Origin of the sequence: uncultured Microbacterium sp., from assembly GCF_963521695.1 — a bacterium.
Taxonomy (GTDB): domain Bacteria; phylum Actinomycetota; class Actinomycetes; order Actinomycetales; family Microbacteriaceae; genus Microbacterium.
The window spans coordinates 1-16,704 of sequence record NZ_CAUQWC010000057.1 but is presented as its reverse complement, the minus strand read 5'-3'; the positions used below and the strand labels follow the sequence as shown (position 1 = coordinate 16,704).

Genomic DNA, 16,704 nt, shown 5'->3' with positions numbered 1-16,704 from the left:
GCCGTGACCGGCGCGGGCGCGGCGGCGAGGCTGACCGCGACGCTCTCGCGCAGGGCCGCGACCGTCTCGGCGCGGTCGCGGGTCCGCCCGGTCGGACGGCGAGACCGTGTTCCCTCGACAATCCCTCCGCCCGCGGCGACGACCGCGGTCTCGAGCTTGGTACCGCCGATGTCGACGGCGAGGACGAAGTCGTCGCACACGGGTCTTCGTCAGTTCCAGTCGGCGACGAGCTGGTTCGACGAACGCAGCACGTCGGGCTCGCAGAAACGTTCGGGGTCTCCACCCCACGCGGTCTGCACCTGGAACGTGACCGATTCCCCGGGGAGAAGGGTGACGAGCATGTCGTCGACCACGGCCTCGGGGTCGACCTTGTCCACCAGCAGAGCGATGTCGCGCACGAGATTGTCGGCGCTCACCGTGACCTCGTACCCGGATGCCGTACGCCGTGCGCTCGCGGTCAGCTCGGCGCGAGCGAGGATCGAGTCGCGGTGCTCGGTGAAGAACCACAGCGCGCGAACCCCATCTGATTCCACGACGATCATTTCGCTCGCGGCATCCACGGGTTCGGTCACGCCGGCGGGCAACGCGAACGTGAACACTCCGCGCGGTTCGATGTCTGCCGTGAATCGGGCTTCGGCCAAGACCGTGCCGTCGAAGGACAGCCGTCGGGCCACCGTCGATCCCGTCCACGGGACGGCTGCGTCATTCACCGCGATGGCGGCGAGCCCGCCTTCGCGCGGCTGCACCGTCAGCAGACGGTCGCTGTACACATGCCGCAGCGCGTACAGCAGCGGCTTCGCACGACCGTACCCGTCGACGGCCGCCCACGACGTGACCGGCCAGCAGTCGTTGAGCTGCCACACGATCGATCCCATGCAGCGCGGCGACTCCGAGCGCATGTGCTCGATCGCGACGGTCACCGCGAGCGCCTGGTTCAGCGACATCGCCCAATGCCAGTCCTCGGTGTCATCCGGCAGGGGCAGGTGGGCGACGAGTCCGTCGGTCAGCTTGTCGTTGCCGTCGGTGGCCTTCTGGTGGTGGAACATTCCGGGCGACTCGGGCGTGAGCGGCGCATCCGAGATGGCGTGGGTGATGCTCGACCAGGTCGCCGGCCCCTGCCACCCGAACTCGGCGACGAAGCGGGCGTGGATGTCGCGGTAGGCGGGGTAGTCGACGCGGTTCCACAGCTCCCAGAGGTGCACGGACCCGTGGTCGGCGTCGTTCGCGAAGATCCCGGGGTCACCCGACCACGGGCTCGCCGGCGTGTAGGAGCGCGCCGGGTCGAGCTCGGCGACGAGACGGGGAAGGAGGTCGAGGTAGTAACCGAGGCCCCACGTGCGGCCCTGAAGGCGCTTCGCCCAGCCCCATTCCTCGTAGCCCCAGACGTTCTCGTTGTTGCCGTTCCACAGCGCCAGGCTCGGGTGCGGCATGATGCGTGCGATGTTGTCGCGGGCCTCGGCTTCGACTTCCGACCACAGTGGCTCCTCCTCGGCGTAGCTCGCGCAGGCGAAGAGGAAATCCTGCCAGACGAGGATGCCGCGCTCATCGCACAGATCGTAGAAGTCGTCCGACTCGTAATAACCACCTCCCCAGATGCGCAGGAGGTTCATGTTCGCGAACTCGGCCTGATCGAGACGCTGGGCGAGACGCTCGCGCGTGACGCGGGTGACGAACGCGTCGTCGGGGATCCAGTTGGCCCCCCGGATCCAGACCGGCTCCCCGTTGACGACGAAGCGGAACGATGTGCCCTCCTCGTCACGATCGAGCTGCACGTCGACGGTGCGGAAGCCGATGCGGTGCGTGTGCTCGGCGAGCGTGGCCCCCTCGCGTTCGAGGATGACGGAGAGGTCGTAGAGCGGTTGGTCGCCGAACCCGCGCGGCCACCACAGCTCCACCTCAGCGGCTCGCAGTTCGACGACACCCGAAGTCGCCCCGGCGGCGAAGTCGAGATGAGCAGCGCGGCCGTCCGCGAGGGCGACGGCGACCCGGTAGTCGGCATCATCGGCGCGCTCGATCTCGACGTGAACAGAGACGACACCCGTCGTCCCCTCGACCGTCACGACGGGACGGGAGGCCGCCAGGCGGGCCCCCGACCACGCTTCGAGGCGCGCCTGCTTCCAGATGCCGGAGGATGCGGCATCCAATCCCCAATCCCATCCGAAGTTGCAGGCGGCCTTACGCACCGCGTTGAAGGGGTGGAAATAGGTGTGCGGGCGGTACCCGATCTCAAGGCTCGCACGGTCGGCTTCCGCCACCGGCGAGGCGAATGACACGATCAGCTCGTTCGCCCCCTCGCGCAGCGCCTCGTCGACGCCGAACCGGTACGTGCGGTGCTGATTACGCGTGCGTCCGAGCACGTGACCGTTCAAGACGATCTCGGCGAAGGTGTCGAGACCGTCGAAGACCAGTTCGTGCCTGTCCTGTCCGTCCGCCTGCCAGGTGAAGCTCGTGGCGTACTCCCACGCACTCTGACCGATCCAGGTGACCTGGGTCTCGTTACGGTCGAGGAAGGGGTCGGGGATGAGTCCCGCCTCGAGCAGGGCGACATGGACCAAGCCGGGCACGCTCGCGGGAATCGTGCGGCCCGCGATCTCTGCGGGCACCGGTCCGCCGAGGGCGCGCAGGTTCCACACCTCGGGGAGGGCGACAGTGCGGGCGGCGACGGGTCGGGCGGTGGTGACGTCGGTCATTTGGTGGCTCCAGAGGTGAGTCCGTTGTAGATGAATCGCTGCAGGAAGAGGAAGGCGAGGAGGGTGGGGACGATGACGAGGATGGTGCCGGCGGCGATGACCTCCCACTGCGACCCGAAAGGCCCCATGAAGCGGAACAGCGACGTCGAGATCACCCCGAGGTCCCGCGAGGGCATATAGAGGAACGGGATGTAGAACTCGTTGTAGACCGCGATCCCCTTGATGATCACCACGGTCGCGATGGCCGGCTTGAGCAGGGGGAGAATGATGCGCCAGTAGACCGTGAAGCGGTTGGCGCCGTCGATCATCGCGGCCTCGTCGAGGGCGACGGGGATGTTCTGCATGAACTGCAGGAAGATGTAGATCGCGATGATGTCGGTGCCGGTGAACAGCACGATCGCCGCCCACCGGGTGTTGAAAAGGTCGAGGGCGCTGATCACCTGGAACGTCGCGACCTGAGTGGTGATCGAGGGGACGAGCGTCGCGAGCAGGAACACCCCCGTCACCAGCGCACGGCCGCGGAAGCGGAACCGGTCGACGGCGTACGCGGTCATCGTGCCGATGAAGATCGTCCCGGTGATGGAGACCACGAGGATGATCGCGGTGTTGATGAAGCCGGTCAGCATCCCGCCCTGCGTGAAAGCGACGACGAAGTTGTCGAAGTTGAGCCAGTTCGACGGCGGGTCCAGCGGACCCGTCGAGCGGTACTCGGCGGGGGTCTTGAACGCCAGGGCGAAGATGGTGACGATCGGGAGCAGCGCGAACAGGCACGCCACGACGAGCGCCGCGTACTTCATCACCGTCGCGATCCACCCGGCATCCACCCGTCGACGACGTCTCGGCGCCGACGCCGGGGTGACTCGGGGTGATGCTGCGGTGGGGGTGAGGGTGCCGGTCATTGCACGCTCGCTTTCTCGTCGGGGAAGAACCGTCGCTGCACGGCGGTGATGATCAGCACGATCGCCAGCAGCACCACGGCCATGGCCGACGCCAGTCCGACCTGCGCGAATCGGAAGGCGGTGTCGACGGTCTGGATCACGAAGGTCTCGGATCCGTTCGCGCCGCCGGTCATGATGTAAGGCATCTCGAAGGCCGACAGGGCTCCCGAGACGGCGAGGATCAGCGACAGCCCGAGGATGCGGCGGATGCTGGGAAGAATGATGAAGCGGAACTTCTGCCAGGAGTTCGCGCCGTCGAGGTCGGCTGCCTCGTACTGTTCCGCGGGAACGGACTGGATAGCGCCGAGGAACAACACGAAGTTCAGTCCCATGTAGCGCCACACCGACGTGGCCGCGAGCGAGACGTTCACGATGGACGGATCGCCCAACCACTGCGGCGGGTCGACGAGACCGAAGGCGGCGAGGACGCTGTCGAGTGTGCCGCCCGGCCGGAAGAAGAAGAGGAACATCAGCCCGATCGCGACCCCGTTGATGAGGTACGGGAAGAAGATGACGCCCTTGAAGAAGTTCTTGAACCGGGTGCGGAAGCTCAGCAGGACGGCAAACAGCAACGCCAGCCCCAACTGTGCGATCGCACCGAGCAGGTAGTACAGGCTGACCGCGAACACCTGGAAGTACTCGGGCCGCGTGAATATCTGGATGTAGTTGTCGAGACCGACGAAGTTCTGCTGCGGGTCGAGTCCGTCCCAGTCGGTGACGCTGTACCAGAACGAATTCACGACGGGGACGTACGTGAACAGGATGAGGAATGCCAGCGGCACGAGCAGGAACAGCCACGGGGTGACGCGCCAGCCGCGGGCGGTGGAGCGCCGTGTGCTCGCTCCACGCAGGCGCCGGCGGGCGGGGAGGGTTTCGAGGGGGGTGCCTTCGGCGATGGCCATCGCGCACTCCTTTCCGTCAGGGATGATGCGGGGCGGGCTGGGTGCCCGCCCCGCATCGATGTGTCACTGGTTTTCGGAGACTGCCTGGCCCCAGCGCGAGTTCAGGTCGGAGAAGAACGAGTCCTTATCGCCGTCACGCGCGCCGCGGGCGGTGTCGATGAGTTCCTGTCGGTACTGCTCGCCGAACAGGGTGATCTCCGCCGTGTTCGCGATGTCGGTGATCAGGCTCTCCTGCCCCTGGGGCCGCGGGTCCAGCTCGACGTACTGCACACCGAGGTCGGTGAAGTCGGAAAGGGTTGCAGGCGCGTCGTCGGCCTTGAGCGGGCTGATCGCACCCTGGCTCTCCGCGAAGCCCGACTCGTTCTCGAACCAGTCGACCCACGCCTTCGCCGCCGGCTTGTTCTCCGAGTACTTGCTCACGGCGAGCAGCTTGTCGGTCGCGGTCGTCGCGGTGAACTCGCCAGCTGTCTGCCACGGCATCGGCCAGAATCCGATCGTGTCGCGCGACTTGCCGGCGTCCTCCGCGGCATCCTGCATCTGGGTCACGGCCCACGAGCCGAGGATCATCGACCCGATCTCACCGTTCGCCAGGAGGGTCTTGGACTCCTCCCAGTTCGTGGTGGTCGGGTCGGGCTCGCTGAGGCCCGCGGCGACGGTGTCGTACAGCAGACCGTCGATGTCATAGATGTCCTTCCCGGAACTCCACGGGGCGTCGTCGGCCGTCATCTCGTTGAGCGCCGACGCACCGGTGACGCCGCCGATGTTGCCGGCGAGCGACGACAGGGGCCAGCCGTCCTTGTAGTTCGTGTAGTACGGGGTGACGCCGGTGTCCTTGATCTTCTGGAGGGCGTCCAGATACTCCTGCTCGGTCGCCGGCGGAGTGGTGACACCCGCTGCCGTGAACACTTCGCGGTTGAAGACGTAACCCATCGCCGACCCGAAGGTCGACAGGCCGTAGACGGTGCCGTCGTAGGATCCGTCGTTCGTGAACCGGTAAGTCTGGGCGAGCTCCTGCTCGTCGCCGAGGGGCTCGAAGAACTCCGGGTACTGGTCGCGTGTGACGTTGGAGGTCGGGATGAGGAGCACGTCGCCGTAGTCGCGCGAGTTCAGGCGGATGCGGACGTCGCCTTCATAGTCGGTGAGCGCTTCGAACTTCACTTGGACCTCGGGGTAGGTCTTCTGGAACTCGGCGACGTAGTCAGCGAAGACGGTGTCGACGATGTCGGTGCGATTGGTCAGGACCGTGATCTCACCCGACGGGTTCTCGTCGGTGCTGGCCGTTCCTCCGCCGGAGCAGCCGGCGAGGGTGAGGGCGGCCACGGTGGTCAGGCCGGCGGCGGCGATGAGGTGTCTTTTCATTGTTTTCTCCTTGGAGGGGTGCGGCGGCGGCATCGCCGCCCCACCCGGGTGTGTGGGTCAGGAACGGATGTGACGGCGACGCAGGGCGACGCTGACCGCACCGGTGAGCAGGAACAGGGCGCCGACGACGGCGAGACCGGTCGGCGAGGCTGTGCCTGTCGTGGCGAGGGCGCCCGGGGCGGATGCGTCGCCTCCCGGTGCCGGCGTCTGCCCGAGGTCCGCACCCGGGGCGGGCGCGGGGGTCTCGATGGGCTCCGGCGTGAGCGTGGGCTCCGGCGTCGGCGTGGGGTCCGGCGTCGGCGTCGGCTCCGGCGTGGGCGTGGACTCCGGCGTGGGCTCCGGCGTCGGTGTGGGGTCCGGCGTCGGCTCCGGCGTCGGGGTCGGCGTGGGCTCGGGGCCAGGGCCCGGGGTGACAGCGGGGGCGAGAGCCGCGATGTCATCCACGACCAGGGTGCCCTGCGGCGTCCCCGCGACATACAGTGCCACCTGGGTGACCGCCGACAGGTCCAGGCGCGACTCTCCGGCCCAGGCGGGCGGGGCGAAGGTGTCGAACCCGAGCTCCACACGCTGAGCACCGGCCTCCTCGACGGGCACCGGGGTCTCCCAATACCCGCCCGCGGCGACGAATTGCACGGTGACGGTCGCGGCGACCGGCGCATCGAGGGTGAGGCCGATCCCCTCGTAGCCGAACCAGCTCACGGGTTCGGGCAGGGTGCGGACCACACCGGCATAGCCCGGGGCGCCCAGGTCGTACGTGAACACGCCCGCCTGATCGGCCTGCTCGGCGCGCAGAGTAGGCGTGATTGCTCCGCCGCCGGTGTTTCGGACCCAGGCGGCGGTCAGGGCGTCGGCGTCGAGGTAGGACTCGAAGTCGTCGATCACGAGATCGCTCGTCGGTCGTGCGGCCGTTGTGAAACTCCACGTCGGCGAGGTGGTGGAGCCGATACCGTTCACGGCATCCACACGCCAGTGGTAGGTCGTCTGAGGCTGCAGATCGATCTCGGGTCGGTACGACGGCGACGACAAGCCCGTCGCTGAGGCGACGACGTCGGTGAAGGCGGCGTCGGTAGCCAGCGTGAAGCGGTAGTAGGCGGCGTCCACGGCGGGGGTCCACCGGAAGACGGGGGTCGCCTGGACCTCTCTTGCGCCGTCGGCCGGTGCGTCAGCCGTCACCGGTCCTGGCGCGCCCAGTTCAGGCGTGTTCGGCGAGAAGAGCGAGACCTGCGAAAGCTGTGGCGTCCACACCTCGCCGGCGGCTCCGTCCCACGAGACGCGCAGGTGGTCGACGTCTTCCAGATCGCGCAGGCGATAGACGTAGCGCGTCCAGTTGCCGTCGCCCCCGTCGATGGCGGGTTCGAGCGTGCGCCACTGCTCACCGTCGGACGATCCCGACAGGGTCAGCGGGATGACGGGCTGATCGGGCCAGTAGTACGCCACGAGGTCGGCGCCTGAGATGTCGTCGTAGGTCCACGTGACGGATTCCGCGCCATCCGCGGCGTCGCGCTTCAAGCGGGAGGTGTCGCCGGAGAACAGGGCGGGATTGCCGGTGTCGAACGAGAGGCTCCCGCTGTGGGCAGAGGTTCGGCTGAAGTCGTCGAGCGGATCGAACAGGGCCACCCTTGGTGCGGCGCTCCAGACGCTCGCGCGCTCCAGCACGGCGCCCTGCGCCCAGGACACTCGGACGTACTCGCCGTCCAGGGCGGATGCCACGATCTCGCTCGATCCGTCGATCTCGCGCGTCGTGGTGGGCACGGCGGTCCAGCTCGATCCGTCCACGCTGACGCTCACCTCCGCGCCGTCGACGTGAGTCAGCCGGAAGGCGGCGTCACGTATGCCCGGCGCCCGCCATACGGCGGTGGCGGTGGCGTCCACGGCGAGCGCTCCTTCAGGTGCGACGAGCTCGGCGCCGCTGTGCGCGGCGACCACACGCCAGTCCGAGAGAGGATCGACGATCACCGTCGCCCCCTCGGGCTTCACGGAATCCGAGGCGGTCGTCGAGCCGTCGGCGGTCCGCGCCACGACGCGGTAGGAGGCACCGGCAGGCGACCCGAGATCGGTCAGGGGCGAGTCTTGGGCCCCGACGGGCTCGGAGGTCAGGTCACTCCACGCGCCGCCGTCGACGCTGCGCTGCACGCGGTAGTCCCGCGCGCCTGCGGATCCGCGCCACGCGACGCGGTTGATGGCGTTGTTCTGTTCGATCGAGACGATGAGCGGCGCATCGGCGGGACCCGTCACCAGGGGCAGCTCGAGATCACGACTGTGGTCGCTGATGGCCTGCACCGACTCGCGCATCCGATCCGTTTCACCCGGGTAGTGCAGTGTGAAGCCGTCGTCGTGAGGCACGAGACCCCCGCGGTCGCTATTGCCGAAGAGCGACCAGAAGAACATCCCCGACACGTTCGCGTCGGCGGCCGCGGCATCCAACAACCCGGTCGTAGCGGCGGTCGAGGCGTACTCGCCCCCGATGTAGACCTTGCCCGCATCGGTGACGGTCGCGGCGTCCGCCGACACCCGCTCCGCCGTCGGCGGGTAGTAGTGCACGTCGACGATGTCGAGGTCGGGCGCGGCTAGCGTGTCGGGATCGATGTCGAAGCGGCGACCGGCGGCGATGAGTTGTTGGGGCGCGCGCTCGGCGATGAAGTCGACCTGAGCGTTGATCCAGTCGAGGGTCATGCCTTCGAGCTCGTTACCGAGTTCCCACGCCAGCACGGTGGGGTCGTCGACGTATCTGACCCCGGTGAGCGGGTTGGTGCGCGAGAGCACGACGTCGACGTACTCCTGATACGCCGCGATGGCGGTCGGTGAGGTGTAGAAGTCGGCCGACTCGAGGCCCAGAGGCGCCGTGAAGTCACGGTGACCACCGTGGTAATACGCCCACTCGTCGGTGAGCGGAAGGATGAGGCGGATCCCGAGGCTACCGGCGTACGCCACGGCGAAATCGATCGTGGCGAACGCCTCGTCGTTGTACTCGCCCAGCCGCGGCATGATCGCCAACGGGTTCGCGTCGTCCTGACCGGTCGACGTCATCATGTGCGAGCGCACGACGTTGACCCCCATGCGGCTCGCCGTGTCGAGGGCGTCTTTGATGCGGAAGTACGTGGGGTAGTCGACCCCACCCACGTTCTCGTCGAGCCCGAGCCAGTAGATGTTGGTGCCGCTGGCGCGGAAGGCCCGCCCGTCGAGGGTCAGGCGCGTGCCGTCACGCTCGACGAAGGCGGTGTTCTTCGACGTGAGATCGAGGGCGGACGAAGCCTCGATGGCTGCGGTGGCCGTGGGACCGGCGAGCAGCGATCCGGCGATGACCGACGCGCTGAGCGTCGCAGCCATCAGGCTGCGGGCGGGGGTACGGGATTGAGACAACGACCAGGCTCCTTCGACCGGCGGATGGGGTCTCGCCGTGCGGCGATGAACCCAGCATCCGCGAGGGAAAGAGGGAGGTCAAGAGGTTAGATAAGTTATTTATGTAACGGGTTCATCACGGCTCGAGCTGCGGCGAACCCGCAACGCCGCGTCGGCGGCGTGGCGCACGTCGGCCGGTTCGCCCGCGATGACGTCGAGCACCGCGCGGCCGATGAGACGGCCCACCGCGCGCGTGTCGCGCGCAATCGCGCTGAGGGGAGGGGTCGACAGCTGAGCCTGAATCGAGTCGTCCCAGGCGATGATCGCGAGGGACTCGGGCACCTCGCGTTCCACCGCGGCAGCCGCGTCGAGACCCCCGAGGGCCATCAGATCGCTGTCGTAGACCGCCGCTGAGATGTCGGGATGCTGAATGAGCGCGGCCGCCGTCGCCGCCTCCCCCGACGCCCGCGAATAGTCCCCCGTGGCGAGGCGCGCGCTGACCTCGGCGTCCGCGCACGCCTGCGCGAAGGTGTCGCGGCGCGACGACGAGTGCCGAATATGCGTCGGCCCACCGACGTGAAGGATCTCCCGGTGACCTTGCGCGATGAGGTACTCCGCAGCGAGACGCATCGCGGCATCGTCGTCGGTCCAGACCGTCATGAGGTCCTCCGCGACCGGCGGACCTACCACTACCGCCGGCAGACCCAGCTCCACCGACAGCGCCGGGCGCGGGTCGTCCTCCTGGATGTCGACGAGCAGCACGCCCGCCACCGCCTTCGTGTCCCTCCACGACCGATAGAGCCGGTCCTCGTCCGCGCGCGAGGCGAGCACTCTCATCAGCACCGGGTGCCCGTGGGGAAGGGTCACCTCCTCAATGCCCGCGATGAGATCGTGGAAGTACGGCTCCGCGCCGAGGATCTCGGCGTCGCGGACCAGCGCGAGACCGATGGGGGGTCGCAAGTGCGTCACGGGTACGATCCTCTCGGGGTTCATCCGGGCCCTGCGTAATCTACCCAGCGCCGCAGGAGGCGACCCGATGGCACGGCCGCAGGCGACGCCGGAGTCCCCCGGTAGCCGCGCGCTCGTCGTCGACCTCATCCGCTCGGCCGGGCCCATCAGCCGTGTGGAGTTGACGACTGCGACCGGCCTGACCCAGCCGGCCATCTCGCTCATCGTGCGCAAGCTCCTCGACGACGAGGTCATCGTCGAGGCCGGAACCGTGCCCTCCACGGGAGGCAAGCCGCGACGCCTGCTCGACATCAACCGACGTGCACGCCACGGCGTCGGCATCCAGTTGGGTTTCGAATCGGTGACCCTGGTGGCCACCGACACCAATGGCGGCGTGGTGGCCCGCGAGCGCCTTCCCGGAGTGGGCGACGACGAACCGTCCGGGGTCATCCGGCGCCTCTCGGATTCGATGCGTACCTTCATGACGGCAGCCGACATCCCTTCCGCGAGCGTGCAGGGTGTCGCCGTTGTCCTCCCTGGCCCCATGCGCACCGATCCGGGAACCGTCATCGAGGCGCCGACCTTGCCCCACTGGCGCGACGTGGCGCTCCGATCCGCGTTCGAGGCGGCGCTGCACATGCCGGTGCTGGTCGACAACGATGCGAGCGCAGCAGCTCTGGGTGAGTTCTGGAGCCGTGGGGTGTCCCGCTACAGCGCATTCGCGTGCGTGTACATCGGATCCGGCATCGGTGCCGGCGTGGTCGTGGACGGGGCGCTCTTCCGCGGCAGCAGTTCGAACGCGGCCGAGTTGGGTCACATCACCGTCGATCTCACGGGACCGGAGTGTTTCTGCGGAAACGTGGGATGCCTCGAGGTCATGGCCGCGCCGCGGATCATGGTGGCGCGCGCCCTGGCGAGCGAGGTTCTCACGCGATCACTCGACCTCGACGAGAAGGCGACGGTCGCACAGAACTGGGAGATCCTCTCGCGCGCAGCCGTCGAGGGCCACACGGAAGCGAGGCCGCTCATCACTCAGAGCGCCCGCGCCGTCGCGGGGGCCGTCCTCACGCTTACGAACCTGTTCGATCTCGACGAGATCGTGCTGTCGGGGCCGGGGGTCGCGACTGCCGGTTCGATCTTCGTGCGCGAGGTACGCTCGGCCCTCGGCCGTGCCTTCGCACGGAAGGCGCATCCCACCGCCGTGGAGTTGTCGATCAACCCGACCGACTCGGCGGCCATCGGCGCCGCCGCACTCACACTGCAGGGCCAACTCGCCCCCGGCCACGGCCCGGCACTGCGCTTCGCCGGGCCGTGACGGCGGTCAGGGTAGGCCGATCTCGCCCTGATTGAGCACGCGCGGGTGGAAATACGCCGCTTGGATCTCGGCGTTCGTGTTGTTCTGCCGCAACTGCTCCGACCAGATCATGAAGTACGACCAGCGCGTCTGGGAGGTCAGCAGGCTCGCGTTCGGCGCCTTGCCCATCTCGGCGATCGCGATGGGCTTGCCCGCGGCGATGCTCTGCATCTGCGAGTAGTCGCCCGCGCTCGGGTAACTCTTGTACCAAACGTCCAGAGAAGCGACGTCGACGTACGACGTCCCGGGGTAGTAGCTCGACCAGTTCGCATTCGGATTGTCCTGAACGTTCCACACCCAGATGAGGTTGGTGAGCCCCTGCGAGTCGAAATAGTCCTTCATCTGCTGATAGATCTTCGCACTGCCGTTCACGCCGGGGCGTCCGCCCCACCAGTTCCAGGTCTCGTTCATCTCATGGAACGGACGGAACAGCACAGGCACGCCCGCGTCGCGCAATTGCCGGAGGTACGGCACGACCTCGGCCATCCGCTGACGCCACGTGGTGTTCAACGCGGTTCCCCCCGTGATGATCTGCAGGAACTGCGCGTCGGAGATGTTGCTCTTCACGCCACCCTCGAAGGCGCACGCGCTCGGGCCGGTCGGCGGGCAGGCATGCCAAGCGAGGGTCACGAGCGCACCGTTGCGCCACTCCGTCTTGGCTTGATCGACGACCCTCTGACGATTGGCGGAATCAGTGGCGGTGAAGAACAGATCACCGCCCCAGAGCCCCGGATACTGACCCGTGATGTCCTTGACCTGCTGCGTGTACTGCGCCGGTTGCGACGCGGGTTCTTTATTGTGCTGGCCCGAGACGATGCCCGTGCCGGTGATGGAGTTCAGGTACTGGATGACACTTGCCCGCGTGGAGGGTTGGAACGCCTCCGCGGCCGCGGTCGGTTGGACGACGGCCGTGGCGCACAGGGCTGCCACCGCCATTCCCAAGACGCCGAGCAATCGAGTTCTTTTCATGGGCGGGGCCCCTCCTCATCGTTGAGGGCTTCAGCTTGGCGTGCCGAGCGGGCGGAGTCCAGACTTTCATAAATATTTTATGATTAGGTGCCTCCCCGCAGTGTCCCGCCCGACGTCCACCCTCCGTCGATCGCACTGTTCATCAACGCGCCGAACGCTCACCCGTGCGCACACGCGAAGGCGCGAGGATCGAACCGTGAGCATCCCCGACACCGCCGAGCCCGTGCCCGACCGCGTGCGCGCACTCGCGGGTGACGCGGTGCTCGAGCCGGTCTGGCGGAACAACATCGGCGGCGTGACCTTCCGCGCGACCGACGCCGATGGCATCCGGTTCGTGAAGTGGGGGCCGCGCAACGCCGAGACGTCGATGCGCGCCGAGGCCGAGCGCCTGCGATGGGCGGCGCCCTTCACGCCCGTGCCGGGCGTGCGCGACGAGGGACGCGATGCCGCCCACGAATGGCTCGTCACCGCGGGTGTTCCGGGTCTGTCGGCGGTTCATCCGCACTGGGTCGCGCGGCCGGAGCGGGCGGTGCGGGCACTCGGACGCGGCCTCCGCGCCCTTCACGAGGCTCTGCCGGTGGAGGGCTGCCCGTTCTCGTGGAGCGTGGCCGACCGTATCGCGAACGCCGCCGTCCGCGGCGTTCAGGTTCCCGATGACCTGCGCGATGCCCCACCCATCGACCGGTTGGTCGTGTGCCACGGCGACGCGTGCGCGCCCAACACCCTGATCGGCGACGACGGGGAGTGGACGGCGCACGTCGACCTGGGCGCCCTCTGCCTCGCCGATCGGTGGGCAGACATCGCGGTCGCCGCCATGTCGACCGAGTGGAACTACGGCCCCGGCTGGCACGGGGCCCTGCTCGACGCCTACGGCGTGGCCCCGGATGCCACCCGCCTGGCGTTCTACCGGGATCTCTGGAACGCGACGTAGCCAGCCGCGCGCAGTCGAGCGTCCAAGACACTCCGTCGGCATCGCGCCGCAGCGGCGTGTCGTGGACGCTCAACCAGCCGGGGCACCCCGGCGCACCCCGGAGGCCACCCGCCTTACGAACCCACCACGCGGAACGCGCCCGTCACCACCGCCGCCCCGAGCGCCACGGTCATGAGCAGGACCGCGCCGCCGACGGCCACGGCATCCCGAGCCGACAGCGTCGACGGACGCGCCCACGTGCGCGGGATGCCGGCGCCGAAACCGCGCGCCTCCATGGCGGTGGCGAGCTTCGTGCCGCGGCGTACGGCGAAGACCAGCAGCACGAACGCCATCGAGAAGAACCGGCGCACGGCCCCCCGGTCGCCGAGGCCCCGAGCCCGACGGGCGAGCGTCATCGTGCGCCAGTCGTCGACGAAGAGTCCGACGGTGCGGGCGCCGGCGAGCACGCCGAGCACGAAGCGGCTCGGCAGCTTCGCCACCTGCGCGAGCGCGTCGGCGAGCTCGGTGGGGTCGGTGCGGGCGAACAGCAGGATCATCGGCAGTGCCAGGGCGACCACGCGCAGCAGCACCGCGACCGCCAGCGAGATCGAGTTGTCGCTGATCGTGGCGAAGAGGAAGGAGCCGTAGACGGTTCCCCCCGGGCGGGCGTACAGCAGCATGCTGATCCCGGCGACCGGTGCGAAGATCAGCACCGGCAGCAGGCGCTTCAGCACCACGGCGAAGGCGACACCGGTGAGCGGCACGCACAGCAGCTCGAGCACGATGGCCGTGGCCGCACTCACGGCGTCGATCGAGATCAGCAGCGGTACCGCGAGCACGATGACCATCGCGACCTTGGCGACGGGATTCACCCCGTCGAGCCACACCGGCCGCGCGCGGACGAGCAACGAGGCGCTCACGTGGCGCCCCCCAGGGTGATCCGGTGCTGTCCCAGGTGCCGCACCACGTCGGCGTCGTGCGTGACGGCCACGACCGTGCGCCCGCGCGCGATCTCGCGCTGCAACAGGCCGACGAGCTCGCTCCACCCGCGGCGGTCCTGCCCGAACGTGGGTTCGTCGAGCACGATCACCTCCGGCGAGGCGGCGAGCACCGTCGCCACCGACAGGCGCCGCTTCTGTCCGCCCGACAGGGTGAAGGGGTTCGCCATGGCGAGGGATGCCAGATCCAACCGGTGCAGCAGCTCGTCGACGATCTCGTCGACCAGGGCCGCCGGCATCCGCAGCGCCCGTGGCCCCACGGCGAGCTCGTCGCGCAGGGTCGACGCGAGGAACTGGTGCTCGGGCTCCTGGAACACCGTGCCGATGCGCGTCAGCAGCTCGGTCGAACGCCAGCGCGAGGGGCGACGGACGCCGCGCGCGGCGAGACCGGATGCCGCGACGACCTCGCCCGAAAGCTCGGGAAGCAGCCCCGCGAGGGTCAGCGCGAGGGTGGATTTGCCGGCGCCGTTGGGTCCCGTCACCACTGTTCCGGCCGCGCGGGGGACGACGACGTCGAGACCGGATGCCACGACCGTGCGCTTCTCGCGCCCGATCGACAGCGCCTCGGCCGACAGCACGGCATCCGGTGTTCCGAGGGGGGCGAGCACGGGGAGGTCGACGGGGCGTCCCGGCACCCACACGCCCGCGTCGGCGAGCGCATCGCCGTACTCGGCGAACACGCGCGCGGGCGGTCCGTCGGCCAGCACCCCGCCGCCCGCGGCGAGCACCACGACGCGGGTCATGAGGTCGACCCACACGTCGGTGCGGTGCTCGATGAGCACGAGGGTGGTGCCGTCGGTGCGGACGACGTTCTCGACGGCGGCCCGCACCTCGGCGACGCCCTCGGGGTCGAGGTTGGCGGTGGGTTCGTCGAGCAGCAGCAGTCCCGGTCGCATCGCGAGCACTCCGGCGAGGGCGAGGCGCTGCTTCAGCCCGCCCGACAGCGCCTTCGTGGGCCGCTCGAGCGGCACGTTCAGACCCACGGATGCCACGGCCTCGGCCACCCGTGCCGGAATCTCGACCGCGGGTACGCCGAGGTTCTCGCAGCCGAAGGCGACGTCGTCGCCGACCTTCGACAGCACGATGCCCGACTCGGGGTCCTGGAGCACCAGACCGATCCGGCCGCGCTGCTCCTCGGGCGCCCGACCGTCGACGCGGACCCGCCCGGTCGTCTCTCCCTCGTCGCTGCCGCCGAGCAGGCCCGCCAGGCCCGCGAGCAGCGTCGACTTACCCGCCCCCGAGGCACCGAGCAGCAGCACGCGTTCGCCGGGCTCGATCGACAGCTCGACGTCGCGCGTGGCGGGGAGCTTCCGGCCGGCGTAGCGCCAACCCCAGCCCTCGACGTCGACGCGCGCGGGGCCCGCCATCAGACGTCGCGGCGTGCGTCCCGACCGACGGCGAAGCGGCTGAGCGCTCCGGTGGCGGCGAGCGCGCGCACCAGCAGCCAGCCGACGAGGCCCGCGAGCAGGGCACCCGAGACGATGAGCGAGCCGAGGTAGATGAGGTTGAACTCCACGGTCTTGGCGATGTTCGCCGACAGGAACAGCTCGAGCACCCACGCCCCGATACCGGCGCCGGCGCCCGCGAGCATCGCGACGGGCAGCGTGAAGCGCACGTAGAGGAAGGCCAGGAAGATCAGCTCGGCGCCGAGGCCCTGCGCGAGGCCGGAGAAGATCGTCGTGACGCCCCAGACGTTGCCGATCAGGGCCGAGACGATGGCGGCGATCAGTTCGACGAGCAGCGCCGCACCGGGCTTGCGGATGACGAGTCCGCCGATGACGCCGCCGATCAGCCAGATGCCAACGGCGATGCCGCCGAGGCCGGGCGTGAGGGCGTCCATGGCACCGAACCAGATCCCGCCCACGGTGTTCCAGCCCCAGAAGACCAGGCCGATCGCGACGCCGAGGACGGCGGCGACGACGATGTCGACGACCCGCCACTGGAAGCGGTTTGCGGAGGCGACGGCCGGGGCCGTGCGGGCAGACGTGGACGTGTGCATGAGGTGCTCCTCCCTGCGCCGGCATGATCCGGATCAGGTTCGACGGTCGAAGCGTGGATCGCTTCCTCTCAGCCCGGCTCACCGGACTCCCGTGGTTGACGTGACGAGTATAGGGGGATGCGCGGGGTAGCGTGGGCGGGTGCACGAGCAGACCCCGGCCACGCGACGCGATCAGCGCCGGGGAGGGGCGGCTGCGGATCTCGGCCCCGGGGCGGCGGGCGAGGCGATCACGAACCCGGCGGACACGGCGCGCGTGGCATCCGGCGCCCCCGTCGAGCCGGCGGGCACGGCACCCGTG

General features: G+C 69.0%; 12 protein-coding genes, 1 pseudogene and 1 riboswitch. Of the genes and pseudogenes, 2 read left to right on the top strand and 11 right to left on the bottom strand.

The genetic code is table 11. The features are described from left to right. The 7 genes and pseudogenes from RWP81_RS06380 to RWP81_RS06350 form a co-directional block, all read right to left on the bottom strand. Nucleotides 1–200: pseudogene (locus RWP81_RS06380) on the bottom strand (ROK family protein); the annotation flags it as partial. Nucleotides 201–209: 9 nt separating this feature from the next. After that, nucleotides 210–2,690: a glycosyl hydrolase 2 galactose-binding domain-containing protein gene (locus RWP81_RS06375; RefSeq protein ID WP_314453716.1), complete on the bottom strand. Its 2,481-nt coding sequence runs from the start codon at nucleotides 2,688–2,690 to the stop codon at nucleotides 210–212. Next, on the bottom strand, nucleotides 2,687–3,589 hold the full coding sequence (locus tag RWP81_RS06370) for a carbohydrate ABC transporter permease (RefSeq protein WP_399540556.1): 903 nt from the start codon (nucleotides 3,587–3,589) through the stop codon (nucleotides 2,687–2,689). The genes RWP81_RS06375 and RWP81_RS06370 overlap by 4 nt, the downstream gene beginning before the upstream one ends. After that, nucleotides 3,586–4,530, bottom strand: coding sequence for a sugar ABC transporter permease (locus tag RWP81_RS06365; protein ID WP_314453713.1), 945 nt, complete (start codon nucleotides 4,528–4,530; stop codon nucleotides 3,586–3,588). Before RWP81_RS06365 ends, RWP81_RS06370 begins: the two co-directional genes overlap by 4 nt. Before the next feature lie 63 nt (nucleotides 4,531–4,593). Beyond that, nucleotides 4,594–5,889, bottom strand: coding sequence for an ABC transporter substrate-binding protein (locus RWP81_RS06360; protein WP_314453709.1), 1,296 nt, complete (start codon nucleotides 5,887–5,889; stop codon nucleotides 4,594–4,596). A gap of 57 nt (nucleotides 5,890–5,946) precedes the next feature. Continuing rightward, nucleotides 5,947–9,249 carry a cellulase family glycosylhydrolase gene (locus tag RWP81_RS06355; RefSeq protein WP_314453706.1) on the bottom strand — a complete coding sequence of 1,101 codons (3,303 nt, stop codon included), beginning with the start codon at nucleotides 9,247–9,249 and terminating at the stop codon, nucleotides 5,947–5,949. Nucleotides 9,250–9,348: 99 nt separating this feature from the next. After that, on the bottom strand, nucleotides 9,349–10,197 hold the full coding sequence (locus RWP81_RS06350) for a LacI family DNA-binding transcriptional regulator (RefSeq protein ID WP_314453703.1): 849 nt from the start codon (nucleotides 10,195–10,197) through the stop codon (nucleotides 9,349–9,351). Nucleotides 10,198–10,264: 67 nt separating this feature from the next. Between RWP81_RS06350 and RWP81_RS06345 the strand changes: the two genes are divergently transcribed. Further along, nucleotides 10,265–11,491 (top strand): ROK family protein, encoded by a 1,227-nt coding sequence (locus RWP81_RS06345; RefSeq protein ID WP_314453700.1) that lies wholly within the window; start codon nucleotides 10,265–10,267, stop codon nucleotides 11,489–11,491. 6 nt (nucleotides 11,492–11,497) lie between these two features. On the opposite strand, the gene RWP81_RS06340 is transcribed toward RWP81_RS06345, so the two are convergent. Beyond that, nucleotides 11,498–12,499, bottom strand: a complete 1,002-nt coding sequence (locus RWP81_RS06340) for a glycosyl hydrolase (protein ID WP_314453696.1) — start codon at nucleotides 12,497–12,499, stop codon at nucleotides 11,498–11,500. Nucleotides 12,500–12,695: 196 nt separating this feature from the next. Here RWP81_RS06340 and RWP81_RS06335 point away from each other — a divergent pair, with 196 nt between their 5' ends. Further along, complete coding sequence (locus tag RWP81_RS06335) at nucleotides 12,696–13,430, top strand: aminoglycoside 3'-phosphotransferase (protein ID WP_314453694.1); 735 nt, start codon at nucleotides 12,696–12,698, stop codon at nucleotides 13,428–13,430. Between the two features lie 113 nt (nucleotides 13,431–13,543). Here the strand turns inward: RWP81_RS06335 and RWP81_RS06330 are convergent, their stop codons facing one another. The 3 genes from RWP81_RS06330 to RWP81_RS06320 all read right to left on the bottom strand — a co-directional run bounded on the left by RWP81_RS06330 (nucleotide 13,544) and on the right by RWP81_RS06320 (nucleotide 16,406). Further along, a complete protein-coding gene (locus RWP81_RS06330; RefSeq protein ID WP_314453692.1) occupies nucleotides 13,544–14,329 on the bottom strand; it encodes an energy-coupling factor transporter transmembrane component T in 786 nt (261 codons plus the stop codon). Beyond that, nucleotides 14,326–15,774 carry an ABC transporter ATP-binding protein gene (locus RWP81_RS06325; RefSeq protein WP_314453689.1) on the bottom strand — a complete coding sequence of 483 codons (1,449 nt, stop codon included), beginning with the start codon at nucleotides 15,772–15,774 and terminating at the stop codon, nucleotides 14,326–14,328. The genes RWP81_RS06330 and RWP81_RS06325 overlap by 4 nt, the downstream gene beginning before the upstream one ends. Next, nucleotides 15,774–16,406: an ECF transporter S component gene (locus RWP81_RS06320; protein ID WP_314453686.1), complete on the bottom strand. Its 633-nt coding sequence runs from the start codon at nucleotides 16,404–16,406 to the stop codon at nucleotides 15,774–15,776. The genes RWP81_RS06325 and RWP81_RS06320 overlap by 1 nt, the downstream gene beginning before the upstream one ends. Continuing rightward, nucleotides 16,400–16,509, bottom strand: a riboswitch (TPP riboswitch). It overlaps the preceding gene by 7 nt. Between the last annotated feature and the right edge of the window lie 195 nt (nucleotides 16,510–16,704).